The sequence below is a fragment of the Pseudomonas sp. TE31087 genome (assembly GCF_057284075.1).
Genome location: NZ_JBXVNN010000001.1, coordinates 2,295,130 through 2,312,299, shown reverse-complemented (window position 1 = coordinate 2,312,299; position 17,170 = coordinate 2,295,130). Strand labels below are relative to the sequence as shown.

Annotated in this window: 15 protein-coding genes and 4 tRNA genes; 14 read left to right on the top strand and 5 right to left on the bottom strand. The window is 63.9% G+C overall.

Annotated features, from left to right (window positions below):
- Window positions 1-84: 84 nt before the first annotated feature.
- Window positions 85-939, bottom strand: a complete 855-nt coding sequence (gene folD, locus ACZ899_RS10275) for a bifunctional methylenetetrahydrofolate dehydrogenase/methenyltetrahydrofolate cyclohydrolase FolD (protein WP_050705047.1) — start codon at window positions 937-939, stop codon at window positions 85-87.
- A gap of 255 nt (window positions 940-1,194) precedes the next feature.
- Here folD and ACZ899_RS10270 point away from each other — a divergent pair.
- The 11 genes from ACZ899_RS10270 to ACZ899_RS10220 all read left to right on the top strand — a co-directional run bounded on the left by ACZ899_RS10270 (window position 1,195) and on the right by ACZ899_RS10220 (window position 10,789).
- Window positions 1,195-1,271 (top strand) — tRNA-Arg (locus tag ACZ899_RS10270).
- A gap of 35 nt (window positions 1,272-1,306) precedes the next feature.
- Window positions 1,307-1,382, top strand: a tRNA-His gene (locus tag ACZ899_RS10265).
- A gap of 56 nt (window positions 1,383-1,438) precedes the next feature.
- A tRNA-Leu gene (locus ACZ899_RS10260) sits at window positions 1,439-1,523 on the top strand.
- Between the two features lie 36 nt (window positions 1,524-1,559).
- A tRNA-His gene (locus tag ACZ899_RS10255) sits at window positions 1,560-1,635 on the top strand.
- A gap of 150 nt (window positions 1,636-1,785) precedes the next feature.
- Window positions 1,786-2,085, top strand: coding sequence for a DUF6388 family protein (locus ACZ899_RS10250; RefSeq protein WP_028692638.1), 300 nt, complete (start codon window positions 1,786-1,788; stop codon window positions 2,083-2,085).
- 248 nt (window positions 2,086-2,333) lie between these two features.
- Entirely contained in the window at window positions 2,334-3,647 is a 1,314-nt protein-coding gene (tig, locus tag ACZ899_RS10245; RefSeq protein WP_203647383.1) for a trigger factor, read from the top strand.
- Window positions 3,648-3,737: 90 nt separating this feature from the next.
- Window positions 3,738-4,379 carry an ATP-dependent Clp endopeptidase proteolytic subunit ClpP gene (gene clpP / locus ACZ899_RS10240; RefSeq protein ID WP_043213484.1) on the top strand — a complete coding sequence of 214 codons (642 nt, stop codon included), beginning with the start codon at window positions 3,738-3,740 and terminating at the stop codon, window positions 4,377-4,379.
- 108 nt (window positions 4,380-4,487) lie between these two features.
- The gene (gene clpX, locus ACZ899_RS10235) at window positions 4,488-5,771 is read left to right on the top strand and encodes an ATP-dependent Clp protease ATP-binding subunit ClpX (protein ID WP_050705049.1); all 1,284 of its coding nucleotides are present in this window, start codon (window positions 4,488-4,490) and stop codon (window positions 5,769-5,771) included.
- A gap of 155 nt (window positions 5,772-5,926) precedes the next feature.
- Window positions 5,927-8,323 (top strand): endopeptidase La, encoded by a 2,397-nt coding sequence (gene lon, locus ACZ899_RS10230; RefSeq protein WP_203647382.1) that lies wholly within the window; start codon window positions 5,927-5,929, stop codon window positions 8,321-8,323.
- 154 nt (window positions 8,324-8,477) lie between these two features.
- Window positions 8,478-8,750, top strand: coding sequence for a nucleoid-associated protein HU-beta (gene hupB, locus ACZ899_RS10225; protein WP_011533117.1), 273 nt, complete (start codon window positions 8,478-8,480; stop codon window positions 8,748-8,750).
- Between the two features lie 179 nt (window positions 8,751-8,929).
- Window positions 8,930-10,789 (top strand): SurA N-terminal domain-containing protein, encoded by a 1,860-nt coding sequence (locus ACZ899_RS10220; protein ID WP_234562919.1) that lies wholly within the window; start codon window positions 8,930-8,932, stop codon window positions 10,787-10,789.
- 221 nt (window positions 10,790-11,010) lie between these two features.
- On the opposite strand, the gene ACZ899_RS10215 is transcribed toward ACZ899_RS10220, so the two are convergent.
- Window positions 11,011-12,051 (bottom strand): patatin-like phospholipase family protein, encoded by a 1,041-nt coding sequence (locus tag ACZ899_RS10215; RefSeq protein WP_203647380.1) that lies wholly within the window; start codon window positions 12,049-12,051, stop codon window positions 11,011-11,013.
- Between the two features lie 158 nt (window positions 12,052-12,209).
- Here ACZ899_RS10215 and ACZ899_RS10210 point away from each other — a divergent pair, with 158 nt between their 5' ends.
- From ACZ899_RS10210 to ACZ899_RS10200, 3 genes are all read left to right on the top strand, one after another.
- Window positions 12,210-12,488, top strand: coding sequence for a hypothetical protein (locus ACZ899_RS10210; RefSeq protein ID WP_046854892.1), 279 nt, complete (start codon window positions 12,210-12,212; stop codon window positions 12,486-12,488).
- 14 nt (window positions 12,489-12,502) lie between these two features.
- A complete protein-coding gene (locus tag ACZ899_RS10205) occupies window positions 12,503-13,270 on the top strand; it encodes a CHAD domain-containing protein (RefSeq protein WP_234562918.1) in 768 nt (255 codons plus the stop codon).
- Window positions 13,271-13,353: 83 nt separating this feature from the next.
- Window positions 13,354-14,151: an acyl-CoA thioesterase gene (locus tag ACZ899_RS10200; protein ID WP_203647378.1), complete on the top strand. Its 798-nt coding sequence runs from the start codon at window positions 13,354-13,356 to the stop codon at window positions 14,149-14,151.
- 136 nt (window positions 14,152-14,287) lie between these two features.
- On the opposite strand, the gene ACZ899_RS10195 is transcribed toward ACZ899_RS10200, so the two are convergent.
- The 3 genes from ACZ899_RS10195 to ACZ899_RS10185 form a co-directional block, all read right to left on the bottom strand.
- A complete protein-coding gene (locus ACZ899_RS10195) occupies window positions 14,288-14,656 on the bottom strand; it encodes an Mpo1-like protein (RefSeq protein ID WP_203647377.1) in 369 nt (122 codons plus the stop codon).
- Window positions 14,657-14,747: 91 nt separating this feature from the next.
- Window positions 14,748-16,226 (bottom strand): methyl-accepting chemotaxis protein, encoded by a 1,479-nt coding sequence (locus tag ACZ899_RS10190; RefSeq protein WP_203647376.1) that lies wholly within the window; start codon window positions 16,224-16,226, stop codon window positions 14,748-14,750.
- A gap of 86 nt (window positions 16,227-16,312) precedes the next feature.
- Window positions 16,313-17,119: a TatD family hydrolase gene (locus ACZ899_RS10185; RefSeq protein ID WP_203647375.1), complete on the bottom strand. Its 807-nt coding sequence runs from the start codon at window positions 17,117-17,119 to the stop codon at window positions 16,313-16,315.
- Window positions 17,120-17,170 lie beyond the last annotated feature (51 nt).

Below are 17,170 nucleotides of genomic sequence, written 5' to 3'. Positions count from 1 at the left end.
GGGGCAAGCCCGCTCCCACGAGGATGAAGTGCACAAACGAAAACGGCGCCTCGAGAGGCGCCGTTGCGTCATTGCCGGAACATCCTACTTGTGCAGCTCTTCAGCCGCGTACAGGGTGTTTTCCAGCAGGCACGCACGGGTCATCGGGCCCACGCCGCCCGGCACTGGGGTGATCCAGCCGGCGCGGGGCAGGGCAGTCTCGTAGACCACGTCGCCGACCAGCTTGCCGTCGTCCTGGCGGTTGATGCCGACGTCGATGACGATGGCGCCTTCCTTGACCCACTCACCCTTGACCAGGCCCGGCTTGCCGGCGGCGACCACCACCAGGTCGGCGCGGCCGACGTGGCCGGCCAGGTCCTTGGTGAAGCGGTGGCAGACGGTGACGGTGCAGCCGGCCAGCAGCAGCTCCATGGCCATCGGCCGGCCGACGATGTTGGACGCGCCGACGATCACCGCGTTCATGCCGTACAGGTCCTGGCCGGTGCTGTGCAGCAGGGTCATGATGCCCTTCGGCGTGCACGGGCGCAGCAGCGGGATGCGCTGGGCCAGGCGGCCGATGTTGTAGGGGTGGAAACCGTCCACGTCCTTGTCCGGGCGGATGCGCTCGAGCAGCAGGGAGGCGTCCAGGTGCTCGGGCAGCGGCAACTGCAGCAGGATACCGTCGACGGCCGGGTCATCGTTGAGGCGATCGATCAGGTCGGTCAGGGCTTGCTGCGTGGTCTCGCTGGGCAGGTCGAACGCCTGGGAGATGAAGCCGACCTCTTCGCAGTCCTTGCGCTTGTGCGAGACATAGACTTGGGAGGCCGGGTCGGTACCGACCAGGATCACCGCCAGGCCTGGCGTGCGCAGGCCCTGCTGGCGACGCTCGGCGACACGTTGGGCGATCTGCTGGCGCAGGTTGGCGGCGATCGCCTTGCCATCGATTAGGTGTGCAGTCATAGACGCGTGATTAACCATCGAGAAGGGAACATATATAAGAAGCGCGCATTCTCGCACGACACGGCCCAAGGGCAAAGGCGGGTGGTCGGGCAAATCCCCTAACCCCTTCAATAATTTAAATTTTTTTGCGAAAGGTGTTGACGACCTGCGGGGTCGCCTATAAGATTCGCCGCACTTGTCGGGCACTGCCTGGCACGGGTTGGCAAAGTCGGGCAGAATAAGCGGTTCGTTTGTTCGGCTGGACTGTAAGCTTAAGCGCCCGTAGCTCAGCTGGATAGAGCATCCGCCTTCTAAGCGGATGGTCGCAGGTTCGAGTCCTGCCGGGTGCGCCATTAAGGCCTGGGCAAGTAAGCAGTACCGCAATATGGTGGGCGTAGCTCAGTTGGTAGAGCGCCGGATTGTGATTCCGGTTGTCGTGGGTTCGATTCCCATCGTCCACCCCAGATTCTGCAGGGGCGCCTCGATTGAATGATCCGGCGCCTTTGTTTTTGAGTTTCATGCGGACGTGGTGAAATTGGTAGACACACTGGATTTAGGTTCCAGCGGCGCAAGCTGTAAGAGTTCGAGTCTCTTCGTCCGCACCATGTTTCTGTAAGGCTGTACCGCAACACTGCATTATGGTGGGCGTAGCTCAGTTGGTAGAGCGCCGGATTGTGATTCCGGTTGTCGTGGGTTCGATTCCCATCGTCCACCCCATATTTGAAGAAGGCGCCCGGATCGGATGATCGGGCGCCTTTTTCGTTTCTGCCGTACGGCCCTCGTGGCTACTGGTGGCGGAGCGATAAAAGCTGATAGATTTCAGCCGGTTGAAGGGCTGGCCGAGATGCCGGCAGAGGAATAGCGCAGATGATCGCAAAAGAAGCGCGCCAGGCCCTGGCGCTGCAACGTTTCGCCGAGGCCAATCCGCAGCTGCTCGAGGAGATCCGCGAGTTGGATGCTCGTGAGCAGGCCCAGCAGATCGAGTGGGCGTTCGAGGATGCGGCGCAGGAGCAGGGCGTCGAGCCCTGGGAGTATGCCTTGCAACTGATCGCCGAGTCGCCGGAGCAACTGCAGGCCATGCGCCTGGAGACGCATCGCGAGGTGGCCGAGGCGCTGGGCATGGCCTGGGAAGAATACTGCCAGTTCAACGACCTCGATCCGCAGTAAGGCGGACGATCGTTCTGGCTGTTGTTTGTTTGACAAGGTTTTACAACCGCGCACGCCACAAGGGCGTGCGCGGCCGTGAATGAAACAGGCTCGACGCCAAGGCGGGCGGGCCTTTCAAGGAAATCGACCGGCGCGGCTCGCCGACAATCCAGGTGGGGTGACTTCTGCTTGATGAGTCACTAGAATGTTTGCCCTTGATTCTGGAGTCGGGCTATCGCCGGCTAACGTCTGTGCAACGAGGAATATCCATGCAAGTTTCTGTTGAAAACACTTCCGCTCTCGAGCGCCGCATGACCATCGCCGTTCCGGCCGAGCGCGTCGAGAACGAAGTCAACAAGCGTCTGCAGCAGACTGCCAAGCGCGCCAAGGTTGCCGGCTTCCGTCCGGGCAAGGTGCCAATGAGCGTGATCCGCCAGCGTTTCGAAGCCGATGCCCGCCAAGAGGCTTTCGGTGACCTGGTCCAGGCTTCCTTCTACGAAGCCATCGTCGAGCAGAAGCTGAACCCGGCGGGCGCGCCTGCCGTCGAGCCGAAGTCGTTCGAGAAGGGCAAGGACCTCGAGTTCGTCGCCATCTTCGAAGTCTTCCCTGAATTCACCGTTGCCGGTTTCGAGTCGATCGCCGTCGAGCGCCTGAGCGCCGAAGTGGCTGACGCCGACCTGGACAACATGCTGGAAGTCCTGCGCAAGCAGAACACCCGTTTCGAGGCCGTCGAGCGCGCCGCTGCAAACGACGACCAGGTCAACATCGACTTCGTCGGCAAGATCGACGGTGAAGCCTTCGCCGGCGGTTCGGCCAAAGGCACCCAGCTGGTGCTGGGTTCCGGCCGCATGATCCCGGGCTTCGAAGACGGCCTGGTAGGCGCCAAGGCTGGTGAAGAGCGCGTGGTCAACGTGACCTTCCCAGAGGACTACCAGAACCTCGACCTGGCTGGCAAAGCCGCTGAGTTCACCATCACTGTCAACAGCGTATCGGCCCCTGTGCTGCCAGAGCTGAACGAAGCCTTCTTCGCCCAGTTCGGCATCAAGGAATCGACCCTGGAAGGCTTCCGCGCCGAAGTTCGCAAGAACATGGAGCGTGAGCTGCGCCAGGCCATCAAGGCCAAGGTCAAGAACCAGGTCATGGACGGTCTGCTGGCCGCCAACCCGGTCGACGTGCCGAAAGCCCTGCTGGAAAACGAAGTCAACCGTCTGCGCGTGCAGGCTGTCCAGCAGTTCGGTGGCAACATCAAGCCTGACCAACTGCCGGCCGAGCTGTTCGAAGAGCAAGCCAAGCGCCGCGTCGTGCTGGGCCTGATCGTCGCCGAAGTGGTCAAGCAGTTCGACCTGAAGCCGGACGAAGCCAAGGTTCGTGAAGTCATCGAAGAGATGGCCTCGGCCTACCAGGAGCCTGAGCAGGTCATCGCCTGGTACTACAAGAACGACCAGCAACTGAACGAAGTCCGTTCGGTTGTGCTGGAAGAGCAAGTTGTAGATACTGTCCTGCAGAAAGCGACTGTGACCGACAAATCGGTCTCGTACGAAGAAGCCGTCAAACCAGCACAGGCTGCTGCCGACGCTGAGTAACAGGCTACTCTCGTAGGAAACCCCACAAGCCAGCCTTCGCGCTGGCTTGTGCGTATTCAAGCCATGACTATTTGGGAGCGAGTGCAGGACATGTCCCGCAATTCTTATATTCAGCAAAGCTCTGACATCCAGGCCGCAGGCGGTCTGGTCCCGATGGTTATCGAGCAGTCCGCCCGTGGCGAACGTGCCTACGACATCTATTCGCGCCTCCTGAAGGAGCGCGTGATCTTCCTGGTCGGCCCCGTAGAAGACTACATGGCCAACCTGGTGGTGGCGCAGTTGCTGTTCCTTGAGGCGGAAAACCCGGACAAGGATATCCATCTTTATATCAACTCCCCGGGCGGCTCGGTAACTGCCGGCATGTCGATCTACGACACCATGCAGTTCATCAAGCCGGACGTCTCGACCATCTGTATCGGCCAGGCCTGCAGCATGGGCGCCTTCCTGCTCGCGGCCGGTGCCGCCGGCAAGCGCCACTGCCTGCCAAACTCGCGGGTGATGATTCACCAGCCGCTGGGCGGCTTCCAGGGCCAGGCGACCGACATCGAAATCCACGCCCAGGAAATCCTCAACATCAAGGCGCGCCTGAACGAGCTGCTGGCCCACCACACCGGTCAGGACCTCGAGACCATCAAACGCGACACCGAGCGCGACAACTTCATGAGCGCCGCGCGCGCGGCCGAGTACGGCCTGATCGACTCGGTCTACGACAAGCGGCAACTGGCATCCTGAAGCAATGCGCCAGAGCGTTCGGGCGCTGATTGCGCCCGAGCGCGGACTTGAAAAAGCCAGCGATTGCCTTCATCTTGTGTTTCAAGCCTACCGGATTGGATCGATCGAATGACTGACACCCGTAACGGCGAGGACAACGGCAAATTGCTCTACTGCTCTTTCTGCGGCAAAAGCCAGCATGAAGTGCGTAAATTGATTGCCGGCCCCTCGGTATTTATTTGCGACGAGTGCGTCGACCTGTGCAATGACATCATCCGTGAGGAGGTGCAGGAAGCCCAGGCCGAGAGCAACGCGCACAAGTTACCCTCGCCGAAAGAAATCAGCGGAATCCTGGACCAGTACGTCATTGGTCAGGAGCGCGCGAAAAAGGTGCTGGCAGTAGCGGTGTACAACCACTACAAGCGCCTGAACCAGCGTGACAAGAAGGGCGACGAAGTCGAACTGGGCAAAAGCAACATCCTGCTGATCGGGCCGACCGGCTCGGGCAAGACGCTGCTCGCCGAGACGCTCGCGCGCCTGCTGAACGTACCGTTCACCATTGCCGACGCCACCACCCTGACCGAAGCCGGTTATGTCGGTGAGGACGTCGAGAACATCATTCAGAAACTGCTGCAGAAGTGCGACTACGACGTGGAAAAGGCCCAGATGGGCATTGTCTACATCGACGAGATCGACAAGATCTCGCGCAAGTCGGACAACCCGTCCATCACCCGTGATGTCTCGGGCGAGGGCGTGCAGCAGGCGTTGCTGAAGCTGATCGAAGGCACCGTGGCCTCCGTGCCGCCGCAAGGGGGCCGCAAGCACCCGCAACAGGAGTTCCTGCAGGTCGACACCCGCAATATCCTGTTCATTTGCGGTGGCGCCTTCTCGGGCCTGGAAAAGGTCATCCAGAACCGCTCGACCAAAGGCGGCATCGGCTTCAGTGCCGAAGTGCGCAGCAAGGAAGAGGGCAAGAAGGTCGGCGAGTCGCTGCGTGAGGTCGAGCCGGACGATCTGGTCAAGTTCGGCCTGATTCCGGAGTTTGTCGGCCGCTTGCCGGTGCTGGCGACCCTGGACGAGCTGGACGAGGCTGCGCTGATGCAGATCCTCACCGAGCCGAAGAACGCGCTGACCAAGCAGTACGCCAGGCTGTTCGAGATGGAAGACGTCGACCTCGAGTTCCGCAGCGATGCGCTCAAGGCCGTGGCACGCAAGGCTCTGGAGCGCAAGACTGGCGCCCGCGGCCTGCGTTCGATTCTCGAGGGCGTGCTGCTCGACACCATGTATGAGATTCCTTCGCAGAAGGATGTCAGCAAGGTGGTGATCGACGAGAGCGTCATCGAAGGCTCGTCGCAGCCGCTGCTCATCTACGAGAACAGCGAGCCGCAAGCCAAGGCCGCCCCCGACGCCTGATCGGGCAAGGGGCAGCACGCAAGAAGGGGCCTTTCAGGCCCCTTTTTGCATTTCATGGCCTGGGCGCTTGTAATTTCCCAGGGCTGCCCCCACATTAGCCCCAAGCACCATTTCCAACGGTTTCCGGCCACCAAGGCCGCTGTAGAGGCGAAATCATGAAGACCACCCTCGACTTGCCTCTTTTGCCATTGCGTGACGTCGTCGTCTATCCGCACATGGTCATCCCACTGTTCGTGGGGCGTGAGAAGTCTATCGAGGCCCTCGAGGCCGCGATGACGGGCGAGAAGCAGATCCTCCTGCTGGCCCAGAAGAATCCGGCCGACGATGATCCGGGCGAAGACGCCCTGTATCGCGTGGGCACCGTCGCCACCGTGCTGCAACTGCTCAAGCTGCCCGATGGCACCGTCAAGGTGCTGGTCGAGGGTGAGCAGCGCGGCGCCGTGGAGCGTTTCAACGAAGTCGACGGCCATATCCGCGCCGAAGTCAGCCTGATCGACGAAACCGAGACCGCCGAGCGCGAGTCCGAAGTGTTCGTGCGGACCTTGCTGTCGCAGTTCGAGCAGTACGTGCAGCTGGGCAAGAAGGTCCCCGCCGAAGTGTTGTCCTCGCTCAACAGCATCGAGGAGCCGGGTCGCCTGGTCGACACCATGGCCGCGCACATGGCGCTGAAGATCGAGCAGAAGCAGGAGATCCTCGAGATTGTCGACCTGCAGGCCCGCGTCGAGCACGTGCTGGCGCTGCTGGACGCCGAGATCGACCTGCTGCAGGTCGAGAAGCGTATCCGTGGCCGGGTCAAGAAGCAGATGGAGCGCAGTCAGCGCGAGTACTACCTGAATGAGCAGATGAAGGCCATTCAGAAGGAGCTCGGCGATGGCGACGAAGGCCACAACGAAGTCGAGGAGCTGAAAAAGCGCATCGACGCCGCCGGCCTGCCGAAAGACGCCCTGGCCAAGGCCCAGGCCGAGCTGAACAAGCTCAAGCAGATGTCGCCGATGTCGGCCGAGGCCACCGTGGTGCGTTCGTACCTCGACTGGCTGGTGCAGGTGCCGTGGAAGGCCCAGAGCAAGGTGCGCCTGGACCTGGCCAAGGCCGAGGAAATCCTCGATGCCGACCACTACGGCCTGGAAGAGGTCAAGGAACGCATCCTCGAGTACCTCGCCGTACAGAAGCGCGTGAAGAAGATCCGTGGTCCGGTGCTGTGCCTGGTCGGCCCGCCCGGCGTGGGCAAGACCTCGCTGGCCGAGTCGATCGCCGCCGCCACCAACCGCAAGTTCGTGCGCATGGCCCTGGGCGGCGTGCGTGACGAGGCCGAGATCCGTGGCCACCGTCGCACCTACATCGGTTCGATGCCCGGTCGTCTGATTCAGAAAATGACCAAGGTCGGTGTACGCAATCCGCTGTTCCTGCTCGACGAGATCGACAAGATGGGCAGCGACATGCGCGGCGATCCGGCCTCGGCGTTGCTCGAGGTGCTCGACCCCGAGCAGAACCACAACTTCAACGACCACTACCTGGAAGTCGACTACGACCTCTCGGACGTGATGTTCCTGTGCACCTCGAACTCGATGAACATCCCGCCGGCGCTGCTCGACCGCATGGAAGTCATCCGTCTGCCGGGTTACACCGAGGACGAGAAGATCAACATCGCGGTCAAGTACCTGGTGCCCAAGCAGGTCAAGGCCAACGGCCTGAAGAAGGACGAGCTGGAGGTCGATGTTTCGGCCATCCGCGATATCATCCGCTACTACACCCGCGAAGCCGGCGTGCGTGGCCTGGAGCGCCAGATCGCCAAGGTCTGCCGCAAGGTGGTCAAGGAGCACACCGGGGCCAAGCAGGTGAAGGTCAAGGTCAGCGGCGAGCAGCTCGAGCAGCTGCTGGGGGTGCGCAAGTTCCGCTACGGCCTGGCCGAGCAGCAGGACCAGATCGGCCAGGTCACGGGCCTGGCCTGGACCCAGGTGGGCGGCGAACTGCTGACCATCGAGGCCGTGGTCATCCCGGGCAAGGGCCAGTTGATCAAGACCGGCTCGCTCGGCGACGTCATGGTCGAGTCGATCACCGCCGCGCAGACGGTGGTGCGCAGCCGTGCCCAGAGCCTGGGGATCGCCGCAGACTTCCACGAGAAGCGCGACGTTCACATCCACATGCCCGAAGGCGCCACGCCCAAGGATGGCCCGAGCGCCGGTATCGGCATGTGCACCGCGCTGGTGTCGGCCCTGACCCAGATCCCGGTACGCGCCGACGTGGCGATGACCGGTGAGATCACCTTGCGCGGCCAGGTCCTGGCCATCGGTGGCCTCAAGGAAAAACTGCTGGCGGCACACCGCGGCGGGATCAAGACGGTGATCATTCCAGAGGAGAATGTTCGCGATCTGAAGGAGATTCCGGAAAATATCAAACAGGATCTTCAGATCAAACCGGTCAAATGGATTGACGAAGTCCTCCAAATTGCGCTGCAATACGCCCCGGAGCCCTTGCCAGATGTGGCTCCGGAGATTGTCGCGAAAGATGAGAAGCGCGACGGCGATGCTAAGGAAAGAATCAGCACGCACTAGTACGTATTTCGCTGGGGGGCTTTGGTTGACAGCATTTTCGGCCCCTTGCTATAAAACGGCACGCCAGTGTCAACAGGCCACCCAGCGCTCGTTTCATTAAGCTTTTCATTACATACTTAGAAACAAACTCAATAGAGAAATAAGGGGACTTAGAGTGAACAAGTCGGAACTGATTGACGCTATCGCCGCATCTGCTGACATCCCGAAAGCTGTAGCCGGCCGTGCGCTGGACGCAGTCATCGAATCCGTCACCGGCGCCCTGAAGCAAGGTGACGATGTGGTACTGGTTGGCTTCGGTACCTTCTCGGTCAAGGAGCGCGCCGAGCGCACCGGCCGCAACCCGCAAACCGGCAAGGCAATCAAGATCGCTGCCGCCAAGGTTCCAGGCTTCAAGGCTGGCAAGGGCCTGAAAGACGCCGTCAACTAAGTCGTCTTTCAGCCGGCCCGGCATCGTCAGGGCCGACCGCGTGACGGCGGGTCGCAAACGTTCCCGCTGGCACGCTCGCTTCGAGAAGGCGCATCCACTGGATGCGCCTTTCTTCTATCAGGATTCTACCCACGCTCCGCGGTTGTCGACGCAGTGGTACAGCCGTTTCTGGGGGACGCATGCTGCAGAATATCAGGGACAATTCACAAGGTTGGATTGCCAAGACCATCATCGGCCTAATCGTCGTGTTGATGGCGTTGACCGGCTTCGAGGCCATTTTCCAGGCCGCCAGCCATAGCCAGGACGCCGCCAAGGTGAACGGCCAGACCATCAGCCAGAACGAGCTGAGCCAGGCCGTGGACATGCAGCGCCGCCAGCTGATGCAACAGCTGGGCAAGGATTTCGACCCTGCGCTGCTGGACGAGAAGATGCTGCGCGAAGCAGCGCTCAAGGGGCTGATCGATCGCAAGCTGCTGTTGCAGGGTGCCGAAGACGCCAAGTTCGCTTTTTCCGAGGCCGCGCTGGATCAGCTGATCCTGCAGACGCCTGAATTCCAGGTCGATGGCAAGTTCAGCGCCGAGCGCTTCGACTCGGTCATCCGCCAGATGGGCTACGGCCGCATGCAGTTCCGCGAGATGCTCGCCCAGGAAATGCTGATCGGCCAGCTGCGCACCGGCCTTGCCGGCAGCAGCTTCGTCACCGACAAGCAGGTCGAGGCCTTCGCCCGCCTCGAGAAGCAGACCCGCGATTTCGCTTCACAGACCTTCAAGGCCGACCCGGCCGCGGTCAAGGTGAGCGATGACGAGGTCAAGGCGCACTACGACCAGCACGCCAAGGAATTCATGACCCCGGATCAGGTGGTCATCGACTACCTCGAGCTGAAGAAGTCGGCCTTCTTCGACCAGGTCAAGGTCGACGACGGCGAGCTCAAGGCCCTGTACGAGAAGGAGATCGCCAACCTGGGCGAGCAGCGCCATGCCGCGCACATCCTGATCGAGGTCAACGACAAGACCGACGATGCCAAGGCCAAGGCCCGCATCGAAGAGATCCAGCAGCGCCTGGACAAGGGTGAGGACTTCGCCAAGCTGGCCAAGGAATTCTCCCAGGATCCGGGTTCGGCCAACACCGGTGGCGACCTCGGCTTCGCCGGCCCTGGCGTGTACGACCCGGCCTTCGAGGACGCGCTGTACAAGCTGAACAAGGACCAGGTGTCCGCACCGGTACGCACCGAGTTCGGCTACCACCTGATCAAGCTGCTGGGCGTGCAGGCGCCGGATGTGCCGAGCTTCGCCAGCCTGAAGGACAAGCTGACCCACGAGCTGAAGACCCAGCAGGTGGAGCAGCGCTTCGTCGAGGCCACCAAGCAGCTCGAGGACACCGCCTTCGAAGCCTCCGACCTGGCCCAGCCGGCCCAGGACCTGGGCCTGAAGGTGCACACCTCGGCGGCCTTCGGTCGCGAGGGCGGCGAAGGCATCACCGCCAACCGCGCGGTGATCCAGGCTGCGTTCGGCGAGCAGGTGCTGGAAGAGGGCGCCAACAGCAACGCCATCGAGCTGGATCCGGAGACCGTGGTGGTACTGCGCGTCAAGGAACACCGCAAGCCTGAGCAACTGCCGCTGGATGCCGTGGCCAAGAACATCAGCGAGCACCTGGCCAAGGAGAAGGCGATTGCCGAACTCAAGGCCAAGGCCGACAAGCTGATCGCCGGTCTGCGTGAGGGTTCGGCCAAGGCCGAAGGCCAGGGCTGGAAAGTCCACGAAGCGGTCACCCGCGGCCAGGACGGTATCGACCCGGCCGAGCTGCAGGCGGTGTTCCGCCTCGGCAAGCCTGCGGCCAAGGACAAGCCGGTCTACGGCAGCGTGGTCCTGGGCGACGGCAGCCTGGTGGTCCTTCAGCTCAAGGGCGTCAACGAAGGCGCCGCCGCCACCGACGAAGAGAAGGCGCAGATCCGTCGCTACCTCGCTTCGCGTGCCGGTTCGCAGGACTTCGCGGCCTATCGCAAGCTGCTTGAAGGCAGTGCCGACATCACGCGCTACTGAGTGGTGCGCTGATCACGAAACAGGCCGCGTATGCGGCCTGTTTCGTTTCCGATGTTCGGAACGCTCTGCTGCCTCCTCTCTCTCCCTCTGTAGGAGCGGCCTTGTGCCGCGAAAGGGGCGCGAAGCGGCCCCAGGATTTCAGCGTTGACGCTGCAATCGCCGGGGCTGCTGCGCACCCCTTTCGCGACACAAGGCCGCTCCTACAGGGATCGCGCGCGTAGCTACCGCCGAACCCCTTCATGATTGTCCAGCGTATCCCGCGCAACCTCCCGCCCCAGGGCGATCAGCTCCGGCGCCTTGTAGAACTCGAAGAACCGGCACACGCGCTTGGGCACGTTGATCAGTATGTCCGGCGGGTAGCCGGCGATCTTGTACTGGGCCAATGACGTCTGCATCACCTCGAAGCTCTGGTTGATCAGGTCGAGCAGGGACGCGGGGCCGACGTTGTCGACGATGAACGAACCCGTGGCCGATTTCGGCGCCCCCTCGCTCTGCGGCGCGGCCGCCGGCTGCTGGCCCTCGGGGGCGGCGCTTTCAGCGAGCCACGGGTTGGGGCTGGCCAGCCCCTCGGCGGTGATTTCCTGCTCCAGGCGGATCAGCTGTTCGGCCGGCTTGCGGCGAAACGGCAGGCGCGAGCCGAGCGAACTGATCAAGGCATCGAAGCGCATCTTGAATGCCGCCGGGCGCTCGATCACCGGCAGTTGGTATTGCTTCTGGTTGGTGGCGTTGAGGTTGACGGCGATGATCAGGTCACAGTGGCTGGACACCACCGGCACGATCGGCAGCGGGTTGAGGATGCCGCCATCGACCAGCGTGCGGTTGCCTTGCACCACCGGGGTGAACAGGCTGGGAATGGCCGCCGAGGCGCGCATGGCCTGGTGCAGGCAGCCCTCCTGGAACCAGATCTCCTGCTGGTTGGTCAGGTCGGTGGCGACCGCCGTGTAGGGGATGCGCAATTGCTCGATGTTGATTTCGCCAACGATCTTGCGGATCTGCCCGAACACCTTGTCGCCACGGATCGCCCCCAGGCGGAAGCTGACGTCCACCAGGCGCAGCACGTCGAGGTAGTCCAGGCTCTCGATCCAGCTGCGGTATTCGTCGAGTTTGCCGGCGGCGTAGATGCCGCCGATCACCGCGCCCATCGAGCAGCCGGCGATGCAGCCGATCTCATAGCCGCGTCGTTCGATTTCCTCGATCACGCCGATGTGCGCGTATCCCCGGGCACCACCGGAGCCCAGCACCAATGCCACGCGTTTGCCCATGACCTTTTCCCCCGCCGCTGTGCCACCATGGTCCAACAATGCACCCATTACCACCTGTGCTTCAATGTAGTCCGCGCTGGACTACGCTGAGCAGGGCACTTTTCGTTTGCTTTGCCGTCGAACGGCCACCTTAGTTTTTCACCCTCGAGGTATTACCGATGAAAGCCTGGATCACCCTTCCTCTGATTGCCCTGGCCCTAGCCGGCTGCGCGGGCAAGACGGCCTATCGCGACAGTTGCGCGACCCAGCTCGATGCCGCCTGGAAGGAACTGGACCTGGCCAAGGCCGAAGGCTTTGCCGGCACCGTGAGTTACTCCAAGGCGCTGTCGTTGTTGACCGGCGCCAAGACCCAGCAGCAGTTCGAAGGCTTCGAGGGCTGTACCCGCAAGGCCGAGAAGGCCCGTTTCTATATTCGTGAATCCCGCGCCGGGCGTTGACCGAGGAGCTGCCCATGTCCGCCATGCTCGATCATGTGGTCGGCCAGATCCTTGCCCTGCAGGTGCGCCTGCTGGCTTGCCGCGAGCGCCTGGCCGCCGACACCGACCGCGAGGCGTTGCACGACCTGCGCATCACCTTGCGGCGTCTGCGCAGCCTGCTGCGGCCGTTGCGTGGCCTGCCGGGCGTCGAGCAGCTCGAACAGTCGGCCGGAGCGTTGGGCACCCTGACTACGCCGCTGCGAGACCGCGAGGTGCTGGCGGCGCAGTTGACTCATCGCGGGCACATACAGGCAGGCGAGCGGCGCCAGGAGGGCAGGGCGCGCATCTATGCCGGTGTTGCGGCCAGCGCCCAGCTCAACCGCGTGCTGGCGATTCTCGATGCGTTTCCGATGTTCCTGCGTGCCGCCGGCCGTGAAGGGCTGGCGGCGAAGCTGGAGCAGCGCATCGACAAGCGCCTGCACAAGCAATGGCACAAGCTGCAGACGGCCCTGGCGGATCCTGCCCACGACCGCCACCGCCTGCGCCTGCTGATCAAGCGGGTGCGCTATGGCGACCAGGCCTACCCGCAACTCGAACACGCCGGCAACAAGCTGCAGCGCCTGCTCAAGGCGGCCCAGGGCGACCTGGGCGACTGGCATGACCGCGTGCAGTGGTTGCTGCAGGTGCGCGAGCACAGCGACCTGCTCGGCTGCAAGGTGGCCTGGGAGCATGAGCTGCATGCCGCCGAGGCACGCTCCGACCTCACCCTCGAAGCACTGCAAAAGGCCCTGGCGCGCCGTTAGTCCCGGCAAATGACCGATATGCGGGCTGTGGCTGGCGTGATCGCTGGTTACTATCGGTTTTTTTGGCGCAGGAGCCCTGGCACATGAACTTCACAGAATTGCTGGCAGCCGCCCGCGCGCACCCCGAGGCAATCAGCGTGCCCGCCGGCTGGGCCCAGGGGCGCGCGGTGTTCGGCGGCCTGATGGCGGCGATGGTGCACGAAGCGATGCGCCAGAAGCTGGGCGACGACCGCCCGGTGCGTTCGCTGGCCATCACCTTCGTCGGCCCGGCGGCGCCGGATGTGCCGATCAGTCTGGAGGTCGAGGTGCTGCGCGAGGGCAAGGCGGTCAGCACCTTGCTGGGGCGCGCCGTGCAGGATGGCCAGGTGGTGACGCTGGTGCAGGGCAGCTTCGGTGCCGGTCGCCCTTCCGTGGTGGCGGTCGACGCGCCCACCGCGATGCCGATGAAGCCGCTGCAGGAGGCAGCGCCGGAGTTGCCCTTTATCAAGGGCATTACACCGCAGTTCATGCAGCACGTGGCGTTTCGCTGGGCGGTGGGCGGCCTGCCGTTCAGTGGCAACGACTCGCGCCATATGGGTGGTTGGGTGCGCCTGCGCGATGCCGCCGAGGAGCCGGTCGGGGTGGCGCACCTGCTGGCATTGGTCGATGCCTGGCCGCCCAGCCTGCTGCCGTATCTCAAGCAGCCCGCCGCTGGCAGCACGCTGACCTGGACCATCGAGTTCGTGCAGCCCACGCCGCAGCTGTCGACCCTCGACTGGTGCCGCTATGTGGTCGAGACCGAGTATGCCCGTGATGGCTATGGGCATGCGGCCGCGGCGTTGTGGACGGCAGAGGGCGAGTTGCTGGCGTTGAGCCGGCAGACGGTGACTGTGTTCGCCTGAGCCATCTTCGTCAAGCCAATCGCGGGGCAAGCCCGCTCCCACGCCGCCCTGTGGCGCTTGTGGGAGATCGCCTAGCCTGGCGCGCAGGGTACAGAGTTCAAGCGTGGGAGCGGGCTTGCCCCGCGATGTCTTTCAGTCAGTGGCGATGCTTGTGTCGCTCGCGCCAGGCCCGCCACCAGGCACCGCTCAGCACGAAGCGCGGGAAGGTGATGAACTGCTCGGTGAGCAGGCGTTGCACGGCGTCCTTGCGGCCACTGAACGGCTCGGGCTGCTCGGCTTCCAGGCGGTGCCCCTGGCGTTGCAGACCCAGCCCGGCCACCAGGGCGATGATGCCCACGGCGATCTGCGACAGGTCCAGCCCGAACAGCCCCGACAGCACCAGCAGCGCGCCAAGGATGAACAGCGGCACGGCGATCAGGTGCAGCACCAGGTTGGCGGGGTGGCGATGGTTATGGTGGTAGCCGCGCCATTGCCAGGCGGGCAGGTTGGGCAGTCGCTTGCTCATGGACAGATCCTCTGGGGCCTGTCCAAAGCTTAGTGCGGCCCCCGGGCGGGGGCCAATCGAGGCTGGCTATGGTGGCCATAGCCGGCGCGGGTCACAGCTTTAGCTGGCCGATCGCCTTGTTCAGCTCGCCGGCGAGGGTCGCCAGTTCACTGCTGGTGGTGGCCGAGCCCACGGTCTGCTGCACGGTCTCCTCGGTCACGTCGCGGATACTGACCACGGCGCGGTTCATCTCCTCGGCCACCTGGCTCTGCTGCTCGGCGGCCACGGCGATCTGGGTGTTGCTTTCGCGCATCTGCGCCACGGCGCTGGTGATTTCGGCGAGGGCCTCGCCGGCTTCGCGGGCCTGCTTGACGCAATCGTCGGCCTTGTACGAGCTTTCCTGCATGAAATCCACCGCGTCGCGGGTACCGGCCTGCAGGTCGGCAACCATGGTGGTGATCTCGTCGGTGGAGGTCTGCACGCGCTTGGCCAGGTTGCGCACCTCATCGGCGACCACGGCGAAGCCGCGGCCCAGGTCGCCGGCCCGGGCCGCCTCGATGGCGGCGTTGAGGGCGAGCAGGTTGGTCTGTTCGGCGATGCTGTGGATGACCCCGACCACACCGTTGATCTTCTGGCTGTCATCGGCCAGCTGGCGGATCATCTCGGCGGTCTGCTGCACGCCGCTGGAGAGCCCGGCAATCGAGTCCTGCACGCGGCTGACCACGGCCTGGCCGCTGCCGGCCAGGGTGTCGGCGGTCTGCGACAGGTCACGGGTGGCGCCGGCATGCTGGGCGATGTGGTGGACGGTGGCGGTCATCTCGTTGATCGCGGTGGCCGCCTGGTCGGTCTCGCTCTGCTGGCCGATCATGCCGTGGCGCACCTCGTCCATGCTGCCAGCCAGGCGCGCGGCACCGGAGTCCAGCTGCGCGGCGGTGCGCGCCACGGTGCTGACCACGCGGTGGTAGGTGGTCTGCATGGCGTTGAACGCGCCGGCCATCTGCCCGACTTCGTCGCCGCAGGCCAGTGGCACCCGGGCCGAGAGGTCGCCGGTCTTCTCCACGTGCAGCATCACGTCCTTGAGGGTGTTGAGCTGGCTGAGCAGGAAACGGATCAACAACTGCGAGGCGCAGAGCATCGCCAGCATCAGGATCAGCACGCACACGGCGTAGTTGCTGAAGCGGTCGAAATAGACCTGGCGCAGGCTCGGCGACTGGGCGATCAACGCAAGCTGCTGATCCCCCCGGCGCAGCACCTGGGCGCCGCGCAGCGGGTTGTCGCCGAGGATCCAGGCACCGGGCAGCTCGACCCAGCCCTGGCCGTCGCGCAGGGCTTCGAGGGGTTCGCCGGCGAACTGTGGTGTCTGGCCATTGCGCCAGGTGATCAGGTTGGCCTGGGCGGGCAGGGCCTGCCCGGCGGGCCAGGCCGCCAGCAGTTCGGCCTGGGCCTGGGCTTGCGCCTGGGCACCGCTGGCGCGGGCCTGCTGCTCCAGGTACACCGCGTAGAGCACCAGCATCAGGGTGGTGACGAAGGCCACGGCATTGACGGCCCAGAACTTGTATTTGAGGGAAACGTTGCTAAGCCAGGCACCCATGGTAGGTCTTCTCTGAGTTGGCGGAAACATTATTGGCAAGGTGCCATCATTGTGCCCGCCAAGGCCAGGGGCCTTGTTGATATGCGTCAAGAAACCCCAGGCAGGCCAAAGAACGCGCGGGCGCAGGCACTGGTGTGGGCGGCGGTGTGCGCTGCGGTTTCATGGCGGTGCAGGGCCACCTCGCGCAGCACCTCGGGCAGGAAGGCCGGCTCGTTGCGGCCGTTCTTCGGCTTGGGCCGCAGGCTGCGGGGCAGCAGGTAGGGCGCGTCGCTTTCGAGCATCAGGCGGCCCTCGGGGATGTTGCCGACCAGGGGATGCAGGTGGGTGCCGCGGCGCTCGTCGCAGATCCAGCCGGTGATGCCGATGTGCAGGTCCAGGTCGAGGTAGGCGAACAGCGCCTGGCGCTCGCCGGTGAAGCAGTGCACCACGGCGGCGGGCAACTGGTCGCGGTAGTCCTTGAGGATTGCCAGCAGGCGCTCGCTGGCCTCTCGCTCGTGGAGGAACACCGGCAGGCGCAGTTCGACCGCCAGTGCCAACTGCGCTTCCAGGGCTTTTTCCTGGGCCGGACGCGGGGAAAAGTCGCGATTGAAGTCCAGGCCGCATTCGCCCACGGCCACCACCCGTGGCTGGGCGAGCAGTTCGCGCAGCTGGCGTTCGCTGCCGCTGCTCCAGTGGCTGGCGTCGTGAGGGTGCACCCCGGCGGTGCTGAACAGGCGCTGGCCAGGTTCGTCCAGGCGCTGGCACAGTTCCAGGGCCTCGGTGCTGACGTCCAGGCTGGTGCCGGTAAGGACCATCTGTGCCACGCCGGCCTCCACGGCGCGCTCGACGATGGCGGCCTGCTGGTCGTGGAAACTGCTGTTGGTCAGGTTGACGCCGATATCGATCAGTTGCATGGTGCTACCTCGTGCCGCGGGGCGGCCAGCATAGCAAAAACCGGGATATCG